Genomic DNA, 17933 nt, shown 5'->3' with positions numbered 1-17933 from the left:
CGGTTATGGCGGGAAGGAAACACCCGGTTACATTCCGAACCCGGAAGTTAAGCTTCTCAGCGCCGATGGTACTGCACTCGGGAGGGTGTGGGAGAGTAGGTCACCGCCGGACAATCTTTATAGAAAGGGCCCTCGACCAAGCCGGTCGAGGGCCCTTTTTGCATTTCCGGGGTTCGGCGAGCGGGCCGAGCGGTTGATGCGGCCGACGCCATCTTTGTGCGCGGCGTGACGAATCGAGCATCGCTTGCACGCCGGGGTCACAGTTGCTGGTCGGCCGCCATCGGCACGCCGGATATCGGTCCCAGTTGGCCGGCCGAAAGCCATTTCCAGGAGTTCGACGCCGGCCTCTTCGGGGGCGGTCCGTCGTACCGTACGGAGAGCGGAACGGGTTTTGTCGATTTCTGGAGCAGTGCAGCCTTGGCGCTTGCTGTGCCGGCGGCGACATAGACCTTGCTGGTGTTCGCGTTCACATGGCTTCGCTGTTCTTTAATGGGTCGAGCATCCAAAAGGGACTACCCTTTCCGGCTGTTAGGTCCAGCAGGAGTGACGTGGCCGATTTGGGCGGACGGCCGAGCTGGTGGCCCCTCAGCAAATCAGGAGTTTGGTGGCGGGGCTCGGCGCTTTTCAGGGAAGCTACGTGACAAATCGAGCGGTCCTGGCGACTGGCGTTTTTATGGTCGGATCAATATCCGGGTTGCGTCAGGCTCGTGGACGTTCCGCGGCTTGCTAGGCTGGAGGTACCGGGCCACCCCCACGGGTGGCCTTCGTCGCGTAAGGCCCGAGGGGGCGGCGACCAGCCACGGTGGACCGTTGTTGTGAGTCCGCTGGGTGAGCCAACGAAATGGACCAGAAGTGAACAGAGATAACGGATCCGACGACGGACAGCGCGGGCGCGACGACCACGGGGACAGGCGCTCAGGCGATAGCGGCAGGAGCGGCGGTTACGGCTCTCGCGGGCGAGACTCCGGCGGCGGCCGTCCGTTCCGGTCCGATGACAGGCCGCGCTCCTTCAACCGCGAGGACCGCGGGCCGCGGCGGGACGACTCTCGAGACGACCGCGGGGGGCGGCGTGAGGGTGAGGAACGTCGCCCGTACCGCGATCGGGATGACCGCGGCCCCCGCCGTGAGGGTGGCTACGGTGAGCGGCGTGAAGGTGGCCCCTCCGGCCCCCGCCGTGAGGGTGGCTACGGTGAGCGCCGTGAAGGTGGGGCCGCCGGTCCCCGTCGCGAGGGTGGCTATGGTGCGCGGCGTGAAGGTGGCGCCTCTGGCCCCCGCCGTGAGGGTGGCTATGGTGCGCGGCGTGAAGGTGGCCCCTCCGGCCCCCGTCGCGAGGGCGGCTACCGCGACGACCGTGGCCCTCGGCGCGAGGGTGACGATCGCGGACCCCGCGGTGACGACCGCCGTACTTATCGCGACCGGGATGACCGTGGTCCGCGCCGTGAGGGCGGCTACGGCGAGCGGCGCGAAGGTGGCCCCTCCGGCCCCCGTCGCGAGGGCGGTTTCCGCGACGATCGCGGTCCGCGCCGTGAGGGTGGTTTCCGCGAAGATCGTGGTCCGAGGCGTGAAGGCGGCGCTCGTGACGATCGTGGTCCCCGCCGTGAGGGTGGGTTCCGGGATGACCGGGGCCCGCGTCGTGAGGGTGGGTTCCGCGACGACCGTGGACCTCGTCGCGAAGGCGGCTACGGTCCCCGCCGTGAGGGCGGTTACGAGGACCGGGGTCCGCGCCGTGAGGGCGGGTTCCGTGATGACCGTGGGCCGCGCCGCGAGGGTGATGACCGTCGGCCGTTCCGTGACCGGGATGATCGTGGTCCGCGCCGCGAAGGCGGTGGGTACGGCGATCGTCGTGAGGGTGGTTACGGTCCTCGCCGTGACAGCGGTGCCCGCGATGACCGGGGCCCGCGCCGTGAGGGTGGTGCCCGTGACGATCGTGGGCCGCGCCGTGAGGGTGGATTCCGTGACGATCGTGGTCCGCGTCGCGAAGGTGGCGGGTACGGCGATCGTCGTGAGGGTGGTTACGCTCCCCGCCGCGAGGGCGGCTTCCGTGATGACCGGGGCCCGCGCCGTGAGGGCGGGTTCCGTTATGACCGTGGGCCGCGCCGCGAGGGTGATGACCGTCGGCCGTTGCGTGACCGGGATGATCGTGGTCCTCGCCGTGAGGGTGGTGCCCGTGATGATCGTGGGCCGCGCCGTGAGGGCGGGTTCCGTGACGATCGTGGTCCGCGTCGCGAAGGCGGCGGGTACGGCGATCGTCGTGAGGGTGGCTACGCCCCTCGCCGCGAGGGCGGTTACGGCGACAGGCGGGAAGGCGGCGGCCGCGAGGGCCGCGACTCTCGCCCCTTCTCCCGGGACAACCGCGAGGAGCGTCCCGGCGCGGGCGCCCGTGCCAGGTACGGCAGGAGTGACCGCGAGGCCGATGCCGAGGCCCCGCAGCGCGAGAGGCTGCCCGAGGTGGCGCCCGACATCACCGTGGACGAGCTCGACAAGGAAGTCCTGGAGGAGCTGCGGTCCCTCCCCGGCGACCTCGCCGACCTGGTCGGCCGGCACATGGTGGCGGCCGAACGGGCGCTCGAGGAGGACGACCCCGACCGGGCGCACGAGCACACCAAGGTGGCGCGCAGGTTCGCGGCCCGCATCGGGGTCGTGCGCGAGGCCGCGGGCATCGTGGCATACCGCGCCGGCCACTTCTCGGAGGCGCTGAGCGACCTGCGGGCGGCCAAGAGGATGACGGGTTCGGAGGCGTACCTGGCGGTCATGGCCGACTGCGAGCGCGGTCTCGGCCGTCCGGAGCGCGCCATTGACCTCGTACGTTCGCCCGAAGCCGAACGCCTCGACCGGGCCGGGCGGATCGAGCTGACCATCGTCGAGTCCGGCGCCCGCCGCGACCTGGGCCAGCACGACGCCGCCGTGATCACCCTGCAGCGCCTGCCCGAGCTGCGCGACCCGCAGGCCAAGCCGTGGTCGGCGCGGCTGGCGTTCGCGTACGCGGACGCACTGGCCGATGCCGGACACCAGGAGGCGGCCACCGACTGGTTCGGCAGGGCGATGGCGTTCGACGAGGACGGGGAGACGGACGCGGCCGAGCGGTACGCGGAGCTGACCGGGGCAGTCATCGAGGACGTCGAGGAAGATTTCGACGACGAGGACGACTTCGACGACGCCGGCGTGACCGAGACCGGGGACGCGGCCGGGACGGGCGAGGAGGTGGACGACGCCGAGGCTTTTGCCGAAGCGGGTGACCTCCTGGAAGCCGCGCCTGCCGACGATGTGCCGGACGACGAGCTGGCCAGTGTCGATGAGGCAGCGGAGGAGACGCCTGAGCAGGGCGCTGCTGCGGACGTGGTGGCTGAGGAGCCGGACCAGGCCAGTGCCGGTGAGGTGCTGGTCGAAGCGGTCGAGGTCACCGACGTACCGGACGAGGACGAGTCCACGCCCGAGGTCCTGGACGCGGAGCCGGAGAATGCTGTCTCCGCCGACGACGACTCGGAGTCCTCCGAGGCCGAGGGCGATGCCTCCCAGGACGAGGCGGCTCGCGAGACGACGGAGCAGGCTGCTGGGACGCGCGGCATCACCCCGGCGTTCATCGAGCCGAACTTCGGTGACGTACTCGACGAGTCCGCCGAATCGCGCACGGACAAGCCCAAGACCGACGACTGACCCACTTTCGCTGCCCGCCGTACCCATCCTCGCAGGATGTGGTGCGGCGGGCAGCGGCGTGTCGGCCGGGTCTGCGCGAGCCGAAACCTGAACCCCCCGATGGGGCACAGCGCCCGAGCTGAGCCCCACCGGAACCCCTGGGGGGCACGGATGCTCGGCCTGGCTCCCTCCCGTGCGGACCGGGCCGCCGCCTCCACCTCGAATGCCTGCCACCGGGAGCTGGACGCCCGTCAGCCCCTCACGGCGAGACGCGGTTCAGCCAGTGGAGGATCCCCGCCACGTTCGACGGAGCGCCACTCAGCAGCTCGAACTGCTCAGCCGTCGCCTCATCGGACGTCATCGCGCTGTAGCGCTCCTTGGTACGGTCTCTGACCATGGCTACGGCGTGATCCAGATCCATGCCCTCGGACCGGGCCTGCCGCGTGAGGTCAACCCAGACCCGGAGCTCCTCCGCAGACCGCTCGAGCGTCTCCTGAACGGCTTCAACCGGCCCATAGTGGCTGAACAGCAACCGTTGCGGCCCAAGCGCCTCGAACAGCGCGATCGAGTCGAGCGCGGTCTTCAGGTCGAAGTCCGGCGGAGGGGTCGCCGGCCGCAGGTCTCCCGTCTCGGGAAGGTAGACGCCGGCCGCGTCCCCGACGTACAGGTCGCCGGTGGCGGAGTCGACCAGGCCCACGTGGTGCTTCGCGTGGCCGGGGGAGTAATGGCTGTTGAGCGTACGCCCGTTGCCCAGGTCGATGGCGCCGGTGTCGCCGAGGGCTACGATGCGCTCGGCTTCCGTGGGGGACAGCTCGCCGAAAAGCGTGTCGAGCCGGTCGCCCCACACCATCCTCGCGCTGGCCATGAGCCGGGACGGCTCGGCGAGGTGGCGGGCGCCCTTCTCGTGTACGACGACCTGCGCGGACGGGAAGAACCTGGCGATGTCTCCCACACCGCCGGCATGGTCGAGGTGGATGTGGGTCACCACGACCGTGGCCAGGTCTTCGGGGCCGACGCCGAGGGAGGCGATCGCGTCCCGTACCACGGGGGCCGAGGTCGAGGTGCCCGTCTCCACCAGGCATGGCCGGTCGCCCAGGATCAGGTAACCAGCGGTGATGCCCGCATATCCGGCCATCTTGGTGTCGATCTCATAGACGTCGCCGCCCAGTGCGGTGATGTTGTCCACAGGCACTCCCGATCGTCCAGCCGTTATCCCCAGAACGGCGTTCCAGCCGATCCGGCCTCCCCCTCATCGTAGAGAGTGATCTCCACCAGAGCACCGATAGGAGGACGACCGTGGACCGAAACGAAGTCTTGCTGGTGGGGAGACTGTCAGCGCCGGTCGAGGAGCACCCGTTGCCGAGCGGTGACACCGTGACGAAGTGGCGCATCATCGTCCGCCGCCGCCGTCACAGACGTGGCGCGGCCCTGACGGACAGCATCCCGTGCGTCACGTTCAACCCGGATACGGCCGCCGTGGTCCGCGGCCTCAAGCCCCGGGACTACATCGAGGTTACGGGGGCATTCCGCTGCCGCGTCTTCGGCCCGTCGGCCGCCAAGATCTGGCGGTACGAGGTGGAGGTGAGCGACGCGAAACCCTACGAGGCCGAGATCCCGCAACCCGATGATCCGGAGGGTGATGCCGACGGGATGAAACTCGCTGCCCTGATCCCTCGGCAGGTGCACTACCTGGCGCCGACCGGCTGACCGGAGCCGTGCGGCGGGGGCCGCGGCGCCGCACGGCCGCGCACCGACGCGAGGTGCCACCGGAGGGCGTCGGTGCGGGAAAGCATGCCGAGGGGCTCGGGGGGCCTTCGGCATGCCCGGCGGCGAACCACGCGCGTCCCTCGGCGTGGAGTGTCGGCTGGGTGCTGCGTGTGTGAGGCAGAGGGCGCGCTGGGGGTGCGTGGTAAAGGCGCGGTGAGCGCGTGCTGGGTGCGTACAAGAGGGTTGTGGGTGCGCGGCTGCTGGGCCGGTAGTGGGACGGGTGCCTCAGTCGATCGCGAACGTGCGCAGGACCAGGCCGGTCCTTGGTTTCGGGCCGAAGGAGGTGGATTTGCGGGGGACTCGTTCGCCGCCGGCGGCGACGGCCAGCACGTCGTCGATGGCGAGCGGCTTGAGGATCACAGCGGTCCCGCCCGTACGGATGGCCAGCTGTACGGCGGCGTCCGTGTCGTGGTGGACGATGCGTACGTGCTCCTCGTCGTCGCGCAGGCCCCACACGAACGGCAGGACGAACTGGGCGAGGATGGAGGTGTTGAGGGAGTTCCAGCGCTCCGAATGGTCGGGCGGCATGGCGCGGGCCAGCTGCACCGGGTCCGGATCAGTCAGCAGGTGGACGCCGCTTTCGCCGACGAGGAGGAACGAGGGCTCTGCGGCTCGCTCGAGCGCGGCCAGGCCCTGGGCCAGGTCGTTGTGGTCGTGCACCTGCCATGAGCCCTTGGCCTTCGCGGCGGCTTCGGTCGGCGGGAGGCCCGGGATCACGCGGTGGATGGCCTTGAGGTCGGGTGGATACGCGCTGGTGTCCACCAGCAAGGCCAGGCCGAAGTCCCAGGGGCCCACGGACGGTTCGCCGCCGGGCGGCTGCTGGGACGGTGCTTGGGGGTGGTGGGCGGCGCGTACCTGGCGCTGGAGGACGCGGTACGTCGCGTACCGGTGGTGGCCGTCGGCGATCAGGGCCTGGCGGTCGTGGAGGTCGGCGTTGATCGCGGTGATCTCCGCGTCGTCCGTGATCGCCCACAGCCGGTGGGTCAGGCCGTCTTCGGTACGGGCCGAGACGAGGGGCCGCCGGTTCGAGGCCACCTCGTCCACCAGGCGGGTGGTTGTGCCGTTCCCGCCCTCGTACAGGAGGAAGATGGGCTCCAGGTTGGCCTGGGTGGTGCTCATGAGCGCGAGCCGGTCCGCGATGGGGCCCGGGAGGACGTTCTCGTGGGGAAGGACGATGTGCTGCGCCGGGTCCGTCAGGCCCACGTCCCCGATGAGGCCGCGCTGGAGGATGCCCGGGCCGCGCTGCTCGTACACGTAGAGCCCCGGCACGTCGTCGGGCACCAGCACGCCTGAGGCCAGCCAGGCTCTCAGCGTGTCCCTGGCCTCGGTGTAGCGAGTGTGGAGCGGTGCTTCTCCGGTCGGGGAGGCAGAGTCGGGGCGGAATTGGGCCGACGTGCTGGATTCTGGGGCGCTTGGGGCAGTTGGTGCCCTGCCGGGTTCTGGGTCGGCCGGAGCGAGGCCGGGGGCGGGAGCGGGGGCGGGAGCGGGTTCTGGGCTGGCCGATTCGTCTTGAGGGCCGGTGGGGTGGGGTTGGTCGCCCGTTGGTGCGCCGGTGACAGCGGAGGCGGAGTTGAGGTGGTTGTCGGTTGGTCCGGTGGTGGTAATGGAGGGGCTGTCGGGTTGGTCGTCGGTGGGTGGATGGTCGGCGGTAGCGGTGGGGGGTGGGGTGGAGGTGTGGTTCGCGGGTTCCCCGGGGGTGGAGGGGTGGTGGTCCGCGGGGTCGACTGGGGGTTTGGCATCGGGGTCGGGAGTGGAGTTCCGGGTGGCTGGTGTGGCGCTGGAGGAATCGCTGCGGGGAGAGCAGGGAAGGATGAGGCGTACGACGTTGTTCGGGTGAGAGTCCAGAAGGACCTTCACGTCGGCGTCGGAGATCAGGTCGTACGGTGGGGAGGTCACCTTGGCGGGATCTTCGACAGCGAAACGCACGCCACGGAAGGGCCGTAGCACGAGGCCATCCGGCACCGGCAGTTCAGGAGTCCCCATACCGGGCATGCTGCCATAAATGCTTGCGCCTTCCCGACGTCGCCCCATGGTTGTAGTCGTGCCCGTTCCCAGCAGGGCGGGGCAGGGTCCCCCCGTACAGCGATGAAGGAGTCCTCACGCATGGCTCAAGAGGGAAACATTCATGATGAGAGCTCGGGCGCTCCCGGCGGTGGTGTTTACGACTGGTACCAGCGGGGGGTCAAGTTGCTGAAAGAGGGGAGCCCCGCGGCCGCGGCGGCGTTGCTGGAGCGGGCCGCGGCGGCCGAGCCCGAATCGCGCAGCATTTTGGAGGCGCTGGCCCGGGCGCAGTTCAACTCCCGGCAGTACGCCGAGGCGGCGGCCAGTTTCCGGCAGATCGTGGATGCCAATCCGGCTGAGGACTACGCCTATTTCGGGCTCGGGTTGTCGTTGTGGCGGACGGGGGATGTGGAGGCGGCTCAGGAGCCGCTGGCCATCGCGGTGGCCATGCGGCCCGATGAGCGGCACTACGTGTCGGCCTTGAAAAGCGTACGTGCGACCTTGCGTGCTCGACGGGGAATGTGAGCCGGCCCGCACGCACGACCTCGCCAGCCCATTGTGGAGATCTTCGGTCAGGCGTCGTGGCGGTGGGCGTTGGCGGTGATGGCGGCCTGAAAATACGCCGCCAGGCCCGGAGCCGTTCGGTCGATGGAGGCGGTGAAACGGGGGTCCGCGACGTACATGTCCCCGAGACCGCGGTGGATCTCGTAGGTGCAGTCGTAGCACCAGCGGGTGATGTGGGCGCGGTGCTCCTCCGCCAGGTCCATGGCCAGGTCGCCGTCCGCCGGGGCACCCGAGCGCATCGCCTCCGCCATGCGGGTGGCGATCTCGCCCGCCTCCGCCATGAACCGCTTCCAGTCCTCCTTCGTGTACGACGACGAGCGGCGCATCGCGTCCGTCCAGGCATCCGTGCCGCCCCAGCGCCGCTCGGCCTCCGCCGCGTGATCGTCCGGGTCGAAGCCGCCGAACAGCTCGGCGCGGTCGTCGGCGGTGAGGTTGAGTTTCGCGGGCATGGTCATCCTTACGTCATCCTTCCTGCGGGCGGGTACGAAGGCGACGCTAAAGTCTCACGCAGCGTGAGAGTCAAACGGGAAGAGGCGCTGTGCTGATCGACGGCTATGACACCCTGCTGCTCGACCTCGACGGCGTGGTCTACCTGGGCAGGCAGGCGGTGCCGGGAGCTCCGGCGGCGCTGGAGGAGGCCCAGCGGCGCGGGGTGCGGCTGGCGTACGTGACCAACAACGCCTCCCGCACACCCGCCGCCATCGCCGGCCACCTGCGCGAGCTCGGCGCGCCCGCCACGGCCGCCGACGTGGTGACCTCCGCCCAGGCCGCCGCCCGGCTGATCGCCGAGAGGGTGGCGCCGGGCGCGAGCGTGCTCGTGGTGGGCGGGTCCGGCCTGCGGCTGGCGGTACGGGACCAGGGGCTCCGGCCCGTCTCTACCGCCGCCGAGTCGCCTGTCGCCGTGGTGCAGGGGATCGCGCCCGGTCTGTCGTACGGGCTGCTGTCCGAAGGGGCGCTGGCGGTGCGGCAGGGGGCGTTGTTCGTGGCGTCCAACGGGGACAGCACGATGCCGACCGGGCGGGGCGAACTGCCCGGTAACGGGGCGATGGTACGGGTGATCGCCACCGCTACCGGGGTCGAGCCGGTCTACGCGGGCAAGCCCGATCCGCCGTTGCACCGGGAGTCGATGATCCGTACGGGGGCGCGGCGGCCGCTGGTCGTGGGCGATCGGCTCGACACCGACATCGAGGGCGCCTCCAACGCCGGGGTCGAGAGCCTGCTGGTGCTGACCGGGGTGGCCACGGCGGCCGACGTGCTGACGGCGGAGCCGCGGCATCGGCCCACGTACGTCGGTGAGGACCTGCGGGCGTTGCTCCAGCCGTATCCCGAGGTGCGGGACGGGGCCTGCGGGGGGTGGCGGGCCCGGTGGCAGGAGGGGGCGCTGCACCTCGACGGCGACGGCAGCCGGATCGATGGGCTGAGGGCCGCCTGTGACGCCGCGTGGGCGGCGGCCGGCACGGGACGGGCGGAGGAGGACGCGGTGAAGCCGGTCCTCGATCGGCTCGGGGGTTAGGAAGCCGGGCCTCGATCGGCTCGAGGTGAGGGAGGTAGGGCAGTCGGCTGCACCTGGTGCGTGGATTGGGTGGTCGGTCGGTTCAGGTGGGCGGGTCTCGGAGGTTGTTGGTTCAACGTGGGTGGGCGTCGGGGCGCTTGGTCCAGGGTGGGCGGGTCTCGGGGTGCTTGGTCCAGGATGGGTGGGTGTCGGGGGTTGATCGGTCAGGGAGTGCGGGTGGTGCGGGGCTGGTGGGTCACGTGACGCGGTGGGCGGTCTGGCGGGTGAACTGCCAGGCGCCCACCGCCAGGAGCAGGACCGACGCCAGCACCAGCACTCCCAGCGACACCGGTAGAGCCCCGCCCCACCCCTGCAGCACCAGCAGCCGCATCGCCTCGATCGCGTACGTCAGCGGGTTGGCCCGCGCCACCGCCTCCATCCACCCGGGCATCGCCGACAGCGGCACGAACGCGTTGCTCATGAACAGCAGCGGCAGCGAGGCGAAGCCCGTGATGGCGAAGAACGTCCCGTGTGAGGGCACCGCGCACGCCAGAGCCATCGCCGCGGCCGTGAGAGCCAGCGTCAGCAGCGCCGTGGCCACGAGGATGGCGGGCACTCCGAGCAGGCCCGAGGCGGGTCGTACGCCGAGAGCGAGCGCCACGAGGAGGATCACGAGCACCTGGGCCGAGTTCATCCCCACCTGGAACACGAACCGCGACACGATCAGCGAGCTGCGCCTGATCGGCATGCTGAGCAGCTTGTCCAGATAGCCCGTCTCCTTGTCGAACAGCAGCGGCATCGCCGCCGAGATCCCGTTGCCCACCACTGTGAAGGCGATGATGCCGGGCACCGCGAACGCGATGTAGTCGCCCGTCCCCACCAGCCGCGGATCCACCGCCCCGCCCATGGCCCCGGCGAAGAACACCAGCCACACGGCCGGCTGCAGCACGCTGAACAGCAGGTTCAGGCGTTCCCTCAGCATCATGAGCAGCCAGCGCCGGGACAGGGCCAGCACCTCCTGGGACCACATCAGTGCAGCTCCTCTCGCAGCGCGTGACCGGTGTGCCGGAGGAACACCTCGTCGAGGGAGGCCGCCCCTAGCGCGGACTTCAGCTCGGCGGGCGTGCCGGTGACCACCTGCCGCCCGCGGTCGATGATCGTCAGCCGGTCGCAGAGGCGGTCCGCCTCGTCCATGTAGTTGGTCGCCAGCAGCACAGTCATGCCCTCGTCGCAGAGGGAGCGGATGTGGTTCCACATGTGGTGGCGCGACTGCACGTCGAGGCCGAGCGTCGGCTCGTCGAGGATCAGCAGCTCGGGCCGGTGCAGCAGCCCGCACGCCAGGTCGAGGCGCTTCTGCATGCCGCCGGAGTACTCCTGCACGAGCCGGTCGGCGCTCTCCGACAGCCCCACCAGCTCCAGCACCTCGTCGGCCCTGGTCTTCACCCGCCGCCTTGGTACGTGGTAGAGGGCCGCCTCGATCTCGGCCTTCTCCCGGCCGGTCAGCATGTAGTAGCCCATGGAGGAGACCTGCTGCATCACGTAGCCGATCCGCCGGCGCACCTCTTCCGCCGCCCGCACCACGTCGTACCCGCAGACGCGCGCCGTCCCCGCGCTCGGGGGCAGCAGCGTGGAGAGCATCCTGATCGTGGTGGTCTTGCCCGCGCCGTTCGGTCCCAGCAGGCCGAAGATCTGCCCTGGCGCGATGGCCAGGGTGAGGCCGTCGACGGCGGGGTGGTCGCCGAAGGTACGGCTCAGGCGTTCCGTGTCGATGATCAGACCCAATTTTGTTCGCCCATCGCCTAATAGTTAACGAAACCATTAAATAACTGGGCGACGGGACGGGTCAACGCCCCCGGGCCGGTCCCGTCAGATCACCTGGACCGGCTTCTCGGACGGGGGCGTCAGATGAGCCTGCGCAGGCGCAGCAGGTCGCCGAAGCTAGCGTCGATCTTCACCCGCCCTCCGAGCAGCGCCCGCGCCAGGTCCAGCTCCCCGTCGACCAGCGCGATCAGGTCGTCGCTCACGATCGTGAGCTTGACGTCGGCGGGCTTGCCGTCCGCCGGCGGCTCCTCCGCGAACGGGTCGAGCCCCCCGTGGTGCAGCCGGCCGTAGAAGATCACGTCGAGGTCGGATACCCGGCAGCTGACCGTGCGCTCGACCACGTGCTTGGCGCGGTCCTCCTCGTCGATCTCGTCGAACTGGGCGACGAGCTTGGCCAGTGCCGCCCGGCACTCCTCGACGCTTGCCATGATGCGCATCCTTTCTTTCCTTTTGCGGACGGTAGCGTTCCACATCAGTAGCACCCCCGTATGAGCTTCAACGCGTGACACGCCTGCCAAGGTCCCGGGTGCTCGCGGGAGGCGTTACGGTCGAATCATGAGTGAGCTGCCGGAGGAGACCGGCGACGAACGGGTCGACGCCATCGTGGCCGGCCTCGCCGGGCTGGGCGAGCTGCCCGTGAGCGCGCACGTCGCGGTCTTCGACGAGGCGTTCTCCGGGCTCGAGAGCACGCTCGCCGCCGTGGACGAGGCCCCCGCGGGGGAGCAGGGCGGCGGTCAAGGCGTTGGGCACGGCGGTGTGCAGGGCGTCGGCGGGCAGGGCCCCGGCTGGCAGGGTGGCGGCTGGCAGGGTGGCGGCGAGCAGGCCGCAGGACACCGGTGAGCCGCAGGATCCGGCTCGACAGCGAGCTGGTCCGCCGGGGCATGGCCAGGTCGCGCGAGCAGGCCGCCCAGCTCATCGAGGCCGGCCGGGTCAGCGTCGCCGGTCAGCGCGCCCGCAAGCCCGCCACCCAGGTCGACACGGCCTCCGCCATCGTCGTGGCCACCTCCGAGGACGGACCCGACTACGTCTCGCGCGGGGCGCACAAGCTGCTCGGCGCGCTCGACACCTTCGTCAACCTGTCGGTGGAGGGCCGCCGCTGCCTCGACGCGGGCGCCTCCACCGGTGGGTTCACCGATGTGCTGCTGCGCCGCGGCGCCGCCCATGTGCTGGCGGTCGACGTGGGCTACGGGCAGCTGGCCTGGTCGCTGCGCAACGATGAGCGGGTGACCGTCATGGAGCGCGTCAACGTACGCGACCTCACCCCCGACATGGTCGGCGAGCCGCCCACGCTGGTCGTGGGCGATCTGTCGTTCATCTCGCTGCGGCTCGTGCTGCCCGCCCTGGCCGAGGTCGCCGCGCCGCGGGCCGATTTCGTGATGCTGGTGAAACCGCAGTTCGAGGTGGGCAAGGAGCTGGTCGGGGCGGGTGGCGTCGTACGCGACCCCGAGCTGCGGGCGCGCTCGGTGCGCGACGCCGCGGCCAAGGCGGGAGAGCTGGGGCTGAGCGTGCGCGGCGTGACCGCCAGCCCGCTGCCCGGACCGTCGGGAAATGTGGAATATCTGCTCTGGATGGGCAAGGGTGAGGGCGAGCCGCAGGTCGCCGACCTCGAAGCCGAGATCCAGCGGGCCGTCGCGGAGGGGCCGCAATGAATCGCACCGTGCTGGTCGCCGTGCACACCGGGCGCGGCGCCGCCGTCGAGAGCGCCCGGCTGGTCATCAACCGGCTGGTCGACGCCGGCATCACCGTCAGGGTCCTGGACACGGAGGCCGGCGACATCGGCTGCCCCCGCGTCGAGGCGGTGCCCGGCGACCCGAGCGCCGCCAAGGACGCCGAAGTCATGATCGTGCTCGGTGGCGACGGCTCGCTGCTGCGCGCCGCCGAGCTGGCCAGGCCCGCCGGCACGCCGCTGCTCGGCGTCAACCTCGGGCATGTCGGATTCCTGGCCGAGGCCGAGGTGGCCGACCTGGCCGCGGCGGTCGACAGCGTCGTGGCCGGCCGCTACGACGTCGAGGAGCGGATGACCGTCGATGTTCTCGCCCGGCAGAACGGCCGGGTGCTGGCCGACACCTGGGCGCTCAACGAGGCCACTGTGGAGAAGCAGGAGCGCATGCTGGAGGTGGTCGCCGAGATCGACGGGCGGCCGCTGTCCCGGTGGGGGTGCGACGGCGTGATCTGCGCCACCCCGACGGGTTCGACCGCGTACGCGTTCTCCGCCGGTGGCCCGGTGGTCTGGCCCGAGGTCGAGGCGCTGCTCATGGTGCCCATCAGCGCGCACGCGCTGTTCGCCAAGCCGCTGGTGGTCTCGCCGCGCTCCACGCTGGCCGTGGAGATCCTGCCCGACACGCCTGGCGGCGTACTGTGGTGCGACGGGCGCCGCAGGTTCGAGCTGCCGTCGGGGACGCGGGTCGAGGTGCGCAGGGGCGCCGAGCCCGTACGCCTGGCGCGGCTGCACGGCGTGGAGAGCACGGGCGCGCCCTTCACCGACCGGCTGGTCGCCAAGTTCGAGCTTCCTGTCCAGGGGTGGCGCGGAAGGGTGCGACCCTGAGTGAATGGAGGGGAGAGCGCGTAGGATCACGTGGGCACGGTGGACCGCATCGAGCGGGCCGGCGCGGGCGGCAGGCTGCTGCTCCCGCGGCGGGTCGCCTCCGGCGGTCCAGCGCGGGCAGCGGCGTCAGACACGGCAGTGAACGGGAGTGGGCAGTGCGACCAAGGGTCGAGGAGGTCCGCATCCAGGGGCTCGGCGTCATCGACGAGGCCGTGCTCGACCTTTCGCCTGGCTTCAACGTGGTCACCGGCGAGACGGGCGCGGGCAAGACGATGGTCGTCACCGGGCTCGGGCTGCTGTTCGGCGGCCGGGCCGATCCTTCGCGCATCCGGCCGGGAGCCGACCGGGCGACCGTGGAGGGCACGCTGGTCATCGAGCCGGGCGGGCGCGTCTCGCAGCAGGTCGAGGACATCGGCGGCGAGGTCGAGGACGGCGAGCTGATCATCTCTCGCACGGTCTCCGCCGAGGGCAGGTCCAGGGCGTGGCTGGGCGGGCGCACGGTGCCCGTGGGCACCCTGACCTACCTCGCCGACGACCTGGTGGCGGTGCACGGGCAGATGGACCAGCAGCGGCTGCTGCAGCCCGCCAGGCAGCGGGCCGCGCTCGACCGCTACGCCGGTAACGAGCTGGTCAAGCCGCTGCGGGCCTACACGCAGGCGTACAAGCGGCACAAGCAGGTGGGTGCGCTGCTCGACGAGCTCACCACCAGGGCCAGGGAGCGGGCGCAGGAGGCCGACAGGCTGCGCTTCGGGCTGGAGGAGATCGAGAAGGTCGACCCCAAGCCGGGCGAGGACGCCGACCTGCGCGGTGAAGAGGAGCGGCTCTCGCACGCCGACGCGCTGCGCAGCGCCGCGACGACCGCGCACACGGCGCTGCTCGGCGACCCGATGGAGGCCGCGGGCAGCCCGCACGACGTGATCTCCCTGCTGGGGGAGGCGCGCGCGGCCGTGGAGGCCGTACGCGACTTCGACGCCCAGCTCGCCGGGGTGGCCGACCGGCTGGCCGAGGCCGGATACCTGATCTCCGATGTGGCCACCGACCTGGCTTCGTACGCGGAGTCGATCGAGGCCGACCCGGCGCGGCTGGCCGCCGTGCAGGAGCGACGGTCGCTGCTGTCCGGCCTGATCCGGAAATATGCCGAGGACAGCGCCGGCGTTCTGGCCTGGGCGCAACAGTCCGCCGCCCGCCTCGCCGAGCTCGAAGGCGACGACGAGCGGATCGACGAGCTGACCCGCGAGCATGAGGAGCTGACCGCCCGGCTCACCGAGCTGGCCGCCGAGCTCACCAAGGTGCGCGAGGCCGCCGCCGAGCGGTTCGGCCAGGCGGTGACCGAGGAGCTGACGGCGCTGGCCATGCCGCACGCCAGGGTCGTGGTCCAGCTCACCCAGAGCGCGGAGTTCGGGCCGGAGGGCCGCGACGAGGTGGAGCTGCGGATGGCGGCCCATCCCGCGGCGCCGCCGCTGCCGCTCAACAAGGGCGCCTCCGGCGGCGAGCTGAGCCGGGTGATGCTCGCGATCGAGGTGGTCTTCGCCGGTGCGGATCCGGTGCCGACGTTCGTCTTCGACGAGGTCGACGCGGGGGTCGGCGGCAAGGCCGCGGTCGAGATCGGGCGCAGGCTGGCCAGGCTGGCCCGCACCGCGCAGGTGATTGTGGTAACTCACCTGCCGCAGGTGGCGGCGTTCGCCGACCAGCATCTCGTGGTGGAGAAGGCGAGCGATGGCAGCGTCGTGCGCAGCGGTGTGGTCACGCTCAACCACGAAGGCAGGGTACGCGAGCTCTCCCGCATGCTGGCCGGGCTGGAGGACTCTGAGCTCGGCCGGGCGCACGCGGAGGAGTTGCTGGGGCTCGCGGCCGCAGACAGGTGATCCTGGGTGACATAGCGGACACGCCGCGTCATGCGTGGCCCCCGCGCTGTTTCGCTCTGGCAGGATGGTCTTGATGAAGGTTCCGGGAAGCAGGATGCCGGGCCTCCGCGGTAGGAAGGTCGGTGACCTTCCCGGTGTAACGGCAGTGGCGAGAATCGACCGGCGTACCAAGAGGCTGACAAAACGCCTCCAGCCCGGAGAAATAGCGATTATCGACCACGTTGACGTTGACCGGGTCAGCGCGGAGGCGCTCGTCGCATGCGGTGCTTCGGCCGTGGTCAACGTCGCCGCGGGCATCAGCGGCCGCTACCCCAACCTGGGGCCACAGATTTTGCTGGAAGCCGGCGTGCCGTTCGTGGACAACGCCAACCAGGAGCTGTTCGAGCGGGTCAAGGACGGCGACGTCGTACGCGTCTGCGACGGGGTCGTCTACCTCGACGACGACGTGATCGGCAAGGGTGAGGAGCAGACGGCCGAGGCCGTCGAGTCCGCCATGGCGGAGGCGCGTGCCGGCCTCGCCGTGCAGATCGAGGCTTTCGCCGTCAACACGATGGAGTACGTTCGCGGTGAGGGCAAGCTTCTCATCGACGGAGTCGGCGTGCCTGAGATCCGCACCCCCATGGAGGGCAGACATGTCCTCATCGTGGTGCGCGGTTATCACTACAAGGAAGACATCGCCACCCTGCGCCCGTACATCCGCGAATACCGGCCCGTCCTCGTCGGCGTCGACGGCGGGGCCGACGCGCTGCTGGAGGCGGGTTACCTGCCCGACGTGATCGTCGGCGACTTCGACTCGGTCTCCACCAAGGCCCTCACCTGCGGCGCCGAGCTCGTCGTCCACGCCTACCGCGACGGCAGGGCCCCCGGCCTGGAGCGCGTCCACCAGCTCGGCCGGGAAGCGGTGATCTTCCCCGCCACCGGCACCAGCGAGGACATCGCGATGATCCTCGCCGACGACAAGGGCGCCGAGCTGATCGTCGCGGTCGGCACCCACGGCACGCTGGAGGAGTTCCTCGACAAGGGGCGCTCCGGCATGGCCAGCACCTTCCTCACCCGGCTGATCATCGGCAGCAAGCTCATCGACGCCAAGGGCGTCAGCAGGCTCTACCGCAGCCGCATCACCACCTCGCAACTGCTCCTTCTCGTGATCACCGCGCTGATCACGATGGGGATCGCGCTCGTACTGTCGCCACTCGGCCAGACCTGGCTGAACGGCCTGCAAGACGCATGGAACGCGTTCATCTTCTGGCTGGTCGGACTCTTCTCGTGATCGATTTTCGCTACCACCTCGTCTCCATCGTCGCGATCTTCCTGGCCCTCGCGGTCGGGATCGTGCTGGGCACCACGCTGCTGCAGGAACCGGCGATCAAGTCCACCCAGGAGGTCGCCGCGGGGCTCACCGCGTCCAACGACGAGCTGCGGGCGCAGATCGACACCCTGCGCGGGCGCGAGGCCGGCAACGACACCTTCATCGCCTCCGTGACGGCCGACCTGGTGGCCGGCGAGCTGTCGGGCCAGCGGGTGCTGCTGGTCGAGGCGCCGGGCTCCAACACCGCCCAGCGCGAGGCCGCCGAGCAGGTGCTCGACCAGGCAGGAGCCGAGATCTCCGGGCAGGTCACGCTGACCGAGAAGTTCTTCGACCCCAAGGGCCGGGGCGTGCTCGACGGCCTGGTCGACCAGCTCAAGCCGGTCAACATGGTCTTCCCCGCCACCGCCACGAGCTGGGACCGCGCCGCGGCGCTGCTCGCCGCCACGTTCGTCACGACCGACCAGACCCAGAGCGGCACCCCCAACCCGGCCACGGCCGACGTCATCAGCACGTTCGAGACCGGCGGGCTGCTCAGCACGGAGGGCGAGCCGGGCAAGCGGGCCACGCTCGTGGTGATGTTCGCGCCGGAGAAGCCGTACGAAGGGGAGAACGCCGAGGCCCAGGCGGGCGCGATCGTCTCCGTCGCCGACGGCCTCGACGTCGGGGGCAAGGGCACGGTGCTGGCCGGGCTCGCCGCCGCCGGTGCCCTGCCCGGCGACGCGATCAGCACCGTACGCGACGAGGGCGAGGTCTCCAAGCGCGTGTCCACCGTGGACACGGCCGATATGCCCGTGGGCCGCGTCGCGATCGTCTACTCTCTCCGGGAGCAGCTGTCCGGTCGCGCCGGCCAGTACGGCATGGGCAAGGGGGCCTCGGCCCCCGTTCCCCCGGTGACGTCCGCGACTCCGTCCCCCACCACCCAGTCAGGGAGCTGAC

18 protein-coding genes and 1 rRNA gene are annotated in these 17933 nt (G+C 70.7%); 11 read left to right on the top strand and 8 right to left on the bottom strand.

Features of this window, described 5'->3' with window-relative positions:
- A 5S ribosomal RNA gene (gene rrf, locus ACTWPW_RS44720) occupies positions 1-112 on the top strand; the annotation flags it as partial.
- Positions 113-257: 145 nt separating this feature from the next.
- On the opposite strand, the gene ACTWPW_RS44715 is transcribed toward rrf, so the two are convergent.
- Both ACTWPW_RS44715 and ACTWPW_RS44710 read right to left on the bottom strand, forming a co-directional pair.
- A complete protein-coding gene (locus tag ACTWPW_RS44715) occupies positions 258-470 on the bottom strand; it encodes a hypothetical protein (RefSeq protein WP_443172291.1) in 213 nt (70 codons plus the stop codon).
- Between the two features lie 445 nt (positions 471-915).
- On the bottom strand, positions 916-2544 hold the full coding sequence (locus ACTWPW_RS44710; RefSeq protein ID WP_443172290.1) for a hypothetical protein: 1629 nt from the start codon (positions 2542-2544) through the stop codon (positions 916-918).
- Between ACTWPW_RS44710 and ACTWPW_RS44705 the strand changes: the two genes are divergently transcribed.
- Positions 2449-3654, top strand: a complete 1206-nt coding sequence (locus ACTWPW_RS44705; RefSeq protein ID WP_443172289.1) for a hypothetical protein — start codon at positions 2449-2451, stop codon at positions 3652-3654. The genes ACTWPW_RS44710 and ACTWPW_RS44705 overlap by 96 nt on opposite strands.
- 238 nt (positions 3655-3892) lie before the next feature.
- Here the strand turns inward: ACTWPW_RS44705 and ACTWPW_RS44700 are convergent, their stop codons facing one another.
- Positions 3893-4819 carry an MBL fold metallo-hydrolase gene (locus ACTWPW_RS44700; RefSeq protein ID WP_375114165.1) on the bottom strand — a complete coding sequence of 309 codons (927 nt, stop codon included), beginning with the start codon at positions 4817-4819 and terminating at the stop codon, positions 3893-3895.
- Positions 4820-4929: 110 nt separating this feature from the next.
- Between ACTWPW_RS44700 and ACTWPW_RS44695 the strand changes: the two genes are divergently transcribed.
- A complete protein-coding gene (locus ACTWPW_RS44695; protein ID WP_443172288.1) occupies positions 4930-5340 on the top strand; it encodes a single-stranded DNA-binding protein in 411 nt (136 codons plus the stop codon).
- Positions 5341-5625: 285 nt separating this feature from the next.
- Here the strand turns inward: ACTWPW_RS44695 and ACTWPW_RS44690 are convergent, their stop codons facing one another.
- Positions 5626-7383, bottom strand: coding sequence for a DUF1015 family protein (locus ACTWPW_RS44690; RefSeq protein WP_443172287.1), 1758 nt, complete (start codon positions 7381-7383; stop codon positions 5626-5628).
- Positions 7384-7503: 120 nt separating this feature from the next.
- Between ACTWPW_RS44690 and ACTWPW_RS44685 the strand changes: the two genes are divergently transcribed.
- Positions 7504-7926, top strand: a complete 423-nt coding sequence (locus tag ACTWPW_RS44685) for a tetratricopeptide repeat protein (protein WP_375114163.1) — start codon at positions 7504-7506, stop codon at positions 7924-7926.
- 47 nt (positions 7927-7973) lie between these two features.
- Here the strand turns inward: ACTWPW_RS44685 and ACTWPW_RS44680 are convergent, their stop codons facing one another.
- Entirely contained in the window at positions 7974-8414 is a 441-nt protein-coding gene (locus ACTWPW_RS44680; RefSeq protein ID WP_375114162.1) for a TipAS antibiotic-recognition domain-containing protein, read from the bottom strand.
- An 89-nt stretch (positions 8415-8503) separates the two neighbouring features.
- On the opposite strand from ACTWPW_RS44680, the gene ACTWPW_RS44675 reads away from it, so the two are divergent.
- Complete coding sequence (locus ACTWPW_RS44675) at positions 8504-9478, top strand: HAD-IIA family hydrolase (RefSeq protein WP_375114161.1); 975 nt, start codon at positions 8504-8506, stop codon at positions 9476-9478.
- 235 nt (positions 9479-9713) lie between these two features.
- On the opposite strand, the gene ACTWPW_RS44670 is transcribed toward ACTWPW_RS44675, so the two are convergent.
- The 3 genes from ACTWPW_RS44670 to ACTWPW_RS44660 form a co-directional block, all read right to left on the bottom strand.
- Positions 9714-10487 carry an ABC transporter permease gene (locus ACTWPW_RS44670; protein WP_443172286.1) on the bottom strand — a complete coding sequence of 258 codons (774 nt, stop codon included), beginning with the start codon at positions 10485-10487 and terminating at the stop codon, positions 9714-9716.
- Positions 10487-11239 carry an ABC transporter ATP-binding protein gene (locus tag ACTWPW_RS44665; RefSeq protein WP_443172285.1) on the bottom strand — a complete coding sequence of 251 codons (753 nt, stop codon included), beginning with the start codon at positions 11237-11239 and terminating at the stop codon, positions 10487-10489. Before ACTWPW_RS44665 ends, ACTWPW_RS44670 begins: the two co-directional genes overlap by 1 nt.
- Positions 11240-11358: 119 nt before the next feature.
- Positions 11359-11715 (bottom strand): SCP2 sterol-binding domain-containing protein, encoded by a 357-nt coding sequence (locus ACTWPW_RS44660; RefSeq protein ID WP_364120410.1) that lies wholly within the window; start codon positions 11713-11715, stop codon positions 11359-11361.
- Positions 11716-11833: 118 nt separating this feature from the next.
- On the opposite strand from ACTWPW_RS44660, the gene ACTWPW_RS44655 reads away from it, so the two are divergent.
- The 6 genes from ACTWPW_RS44655 to ACTWPW_RS44630 all read left to right on the top strand — a co-directional run bounded on the left by ACTWPW_RS44655 (position 11834) and on the right by ACTWPW_RS44630 (position 17932).
- Positions 11834-12118 (top strand): hypothetical protein, encoded by a 285-nt coding sequence (locus tag ACTWPW_RS44655; RefSeq protein WP_375114158.1) that lies wholly within the window; start codon positions 11834-11836, stop codon positions 12116-12118.
- A complete protein-coding gene (locus tag ACTWPW_RS44650) occupies positions 12115-12927 on the top strand; it encodes a TlyA family RNA methyltransferase (RefSeq protein WP_375114157.1) in 813 nt (270 codons plus the stop codon). Before ACTWPW_RS44655 ends, ACTWPW_RS44650 begins: the two co-directional genes overlap by 4 nt.
- Positions 12924-13823, top strand: a complete 900-nt coding sequence (locus tag ACTWPW_RS44645; RefSeq protein WP_364120402.1) for an NAD kinase — start codon at positions 12924-12926, stop codon at positions 13821-13823. Before ACTWPW_RS44650 ends, ACTWPW_RS44645 begins: the two co-directional genes overlap by 4 nt.
- Before the next feature lie 155 nt (positions 13824-13978).
- The gene (gene recN, locus ACTWPW_RS44640) at positions 13979-15688 is read left to right on the top strand and encodes a DNA repair protein RecN (protein WP_375114156.1); all 1710 of its coding nucleotides are present in this window, start codon (positions 13979-13981) and stop codon (positions 15686-15688) included.
- 73 nt (positions 15689-15761) lie between these two features.
- Complete coding sequence (steA, locus tag ACTWPW_RS44635; protein ID WP_443172284.1) at positions 15762-16958, top strand: putative cytokinetic ring protein SteA; 1197 nt, start codon at positions 15762-15764, stop codon at positions 16956-16958.
- Complete coding sequence (locus ACTWPW_RS44630; RefSeq protein WP_375114154.1) at positions 16955-17932, top strand: copper transporter; 978 nt, start codon at positions 16955-16957, stop codon at positions 17930-17932. The genes steA and ACTWPW_RS44630 overlap by 4 nt, the downstream gene beginning before the upstream one ends.
- Position 17933: the final 1 nt, after the last annotated feature.

The organism is Nonomuraea sp. KM90, from assembly GCF_052246675.1.
GTDB lineage: Bacteria > Actinomycetota > Actinomycetes > Streptosporangiales > Streptosporangiaceae > Nonomuraea.
The sequence above is the reverse complement of the archived record's forward strand: the minus strand, read 5'-3'. Positions and strand labels throughout refer to the sequence as shown.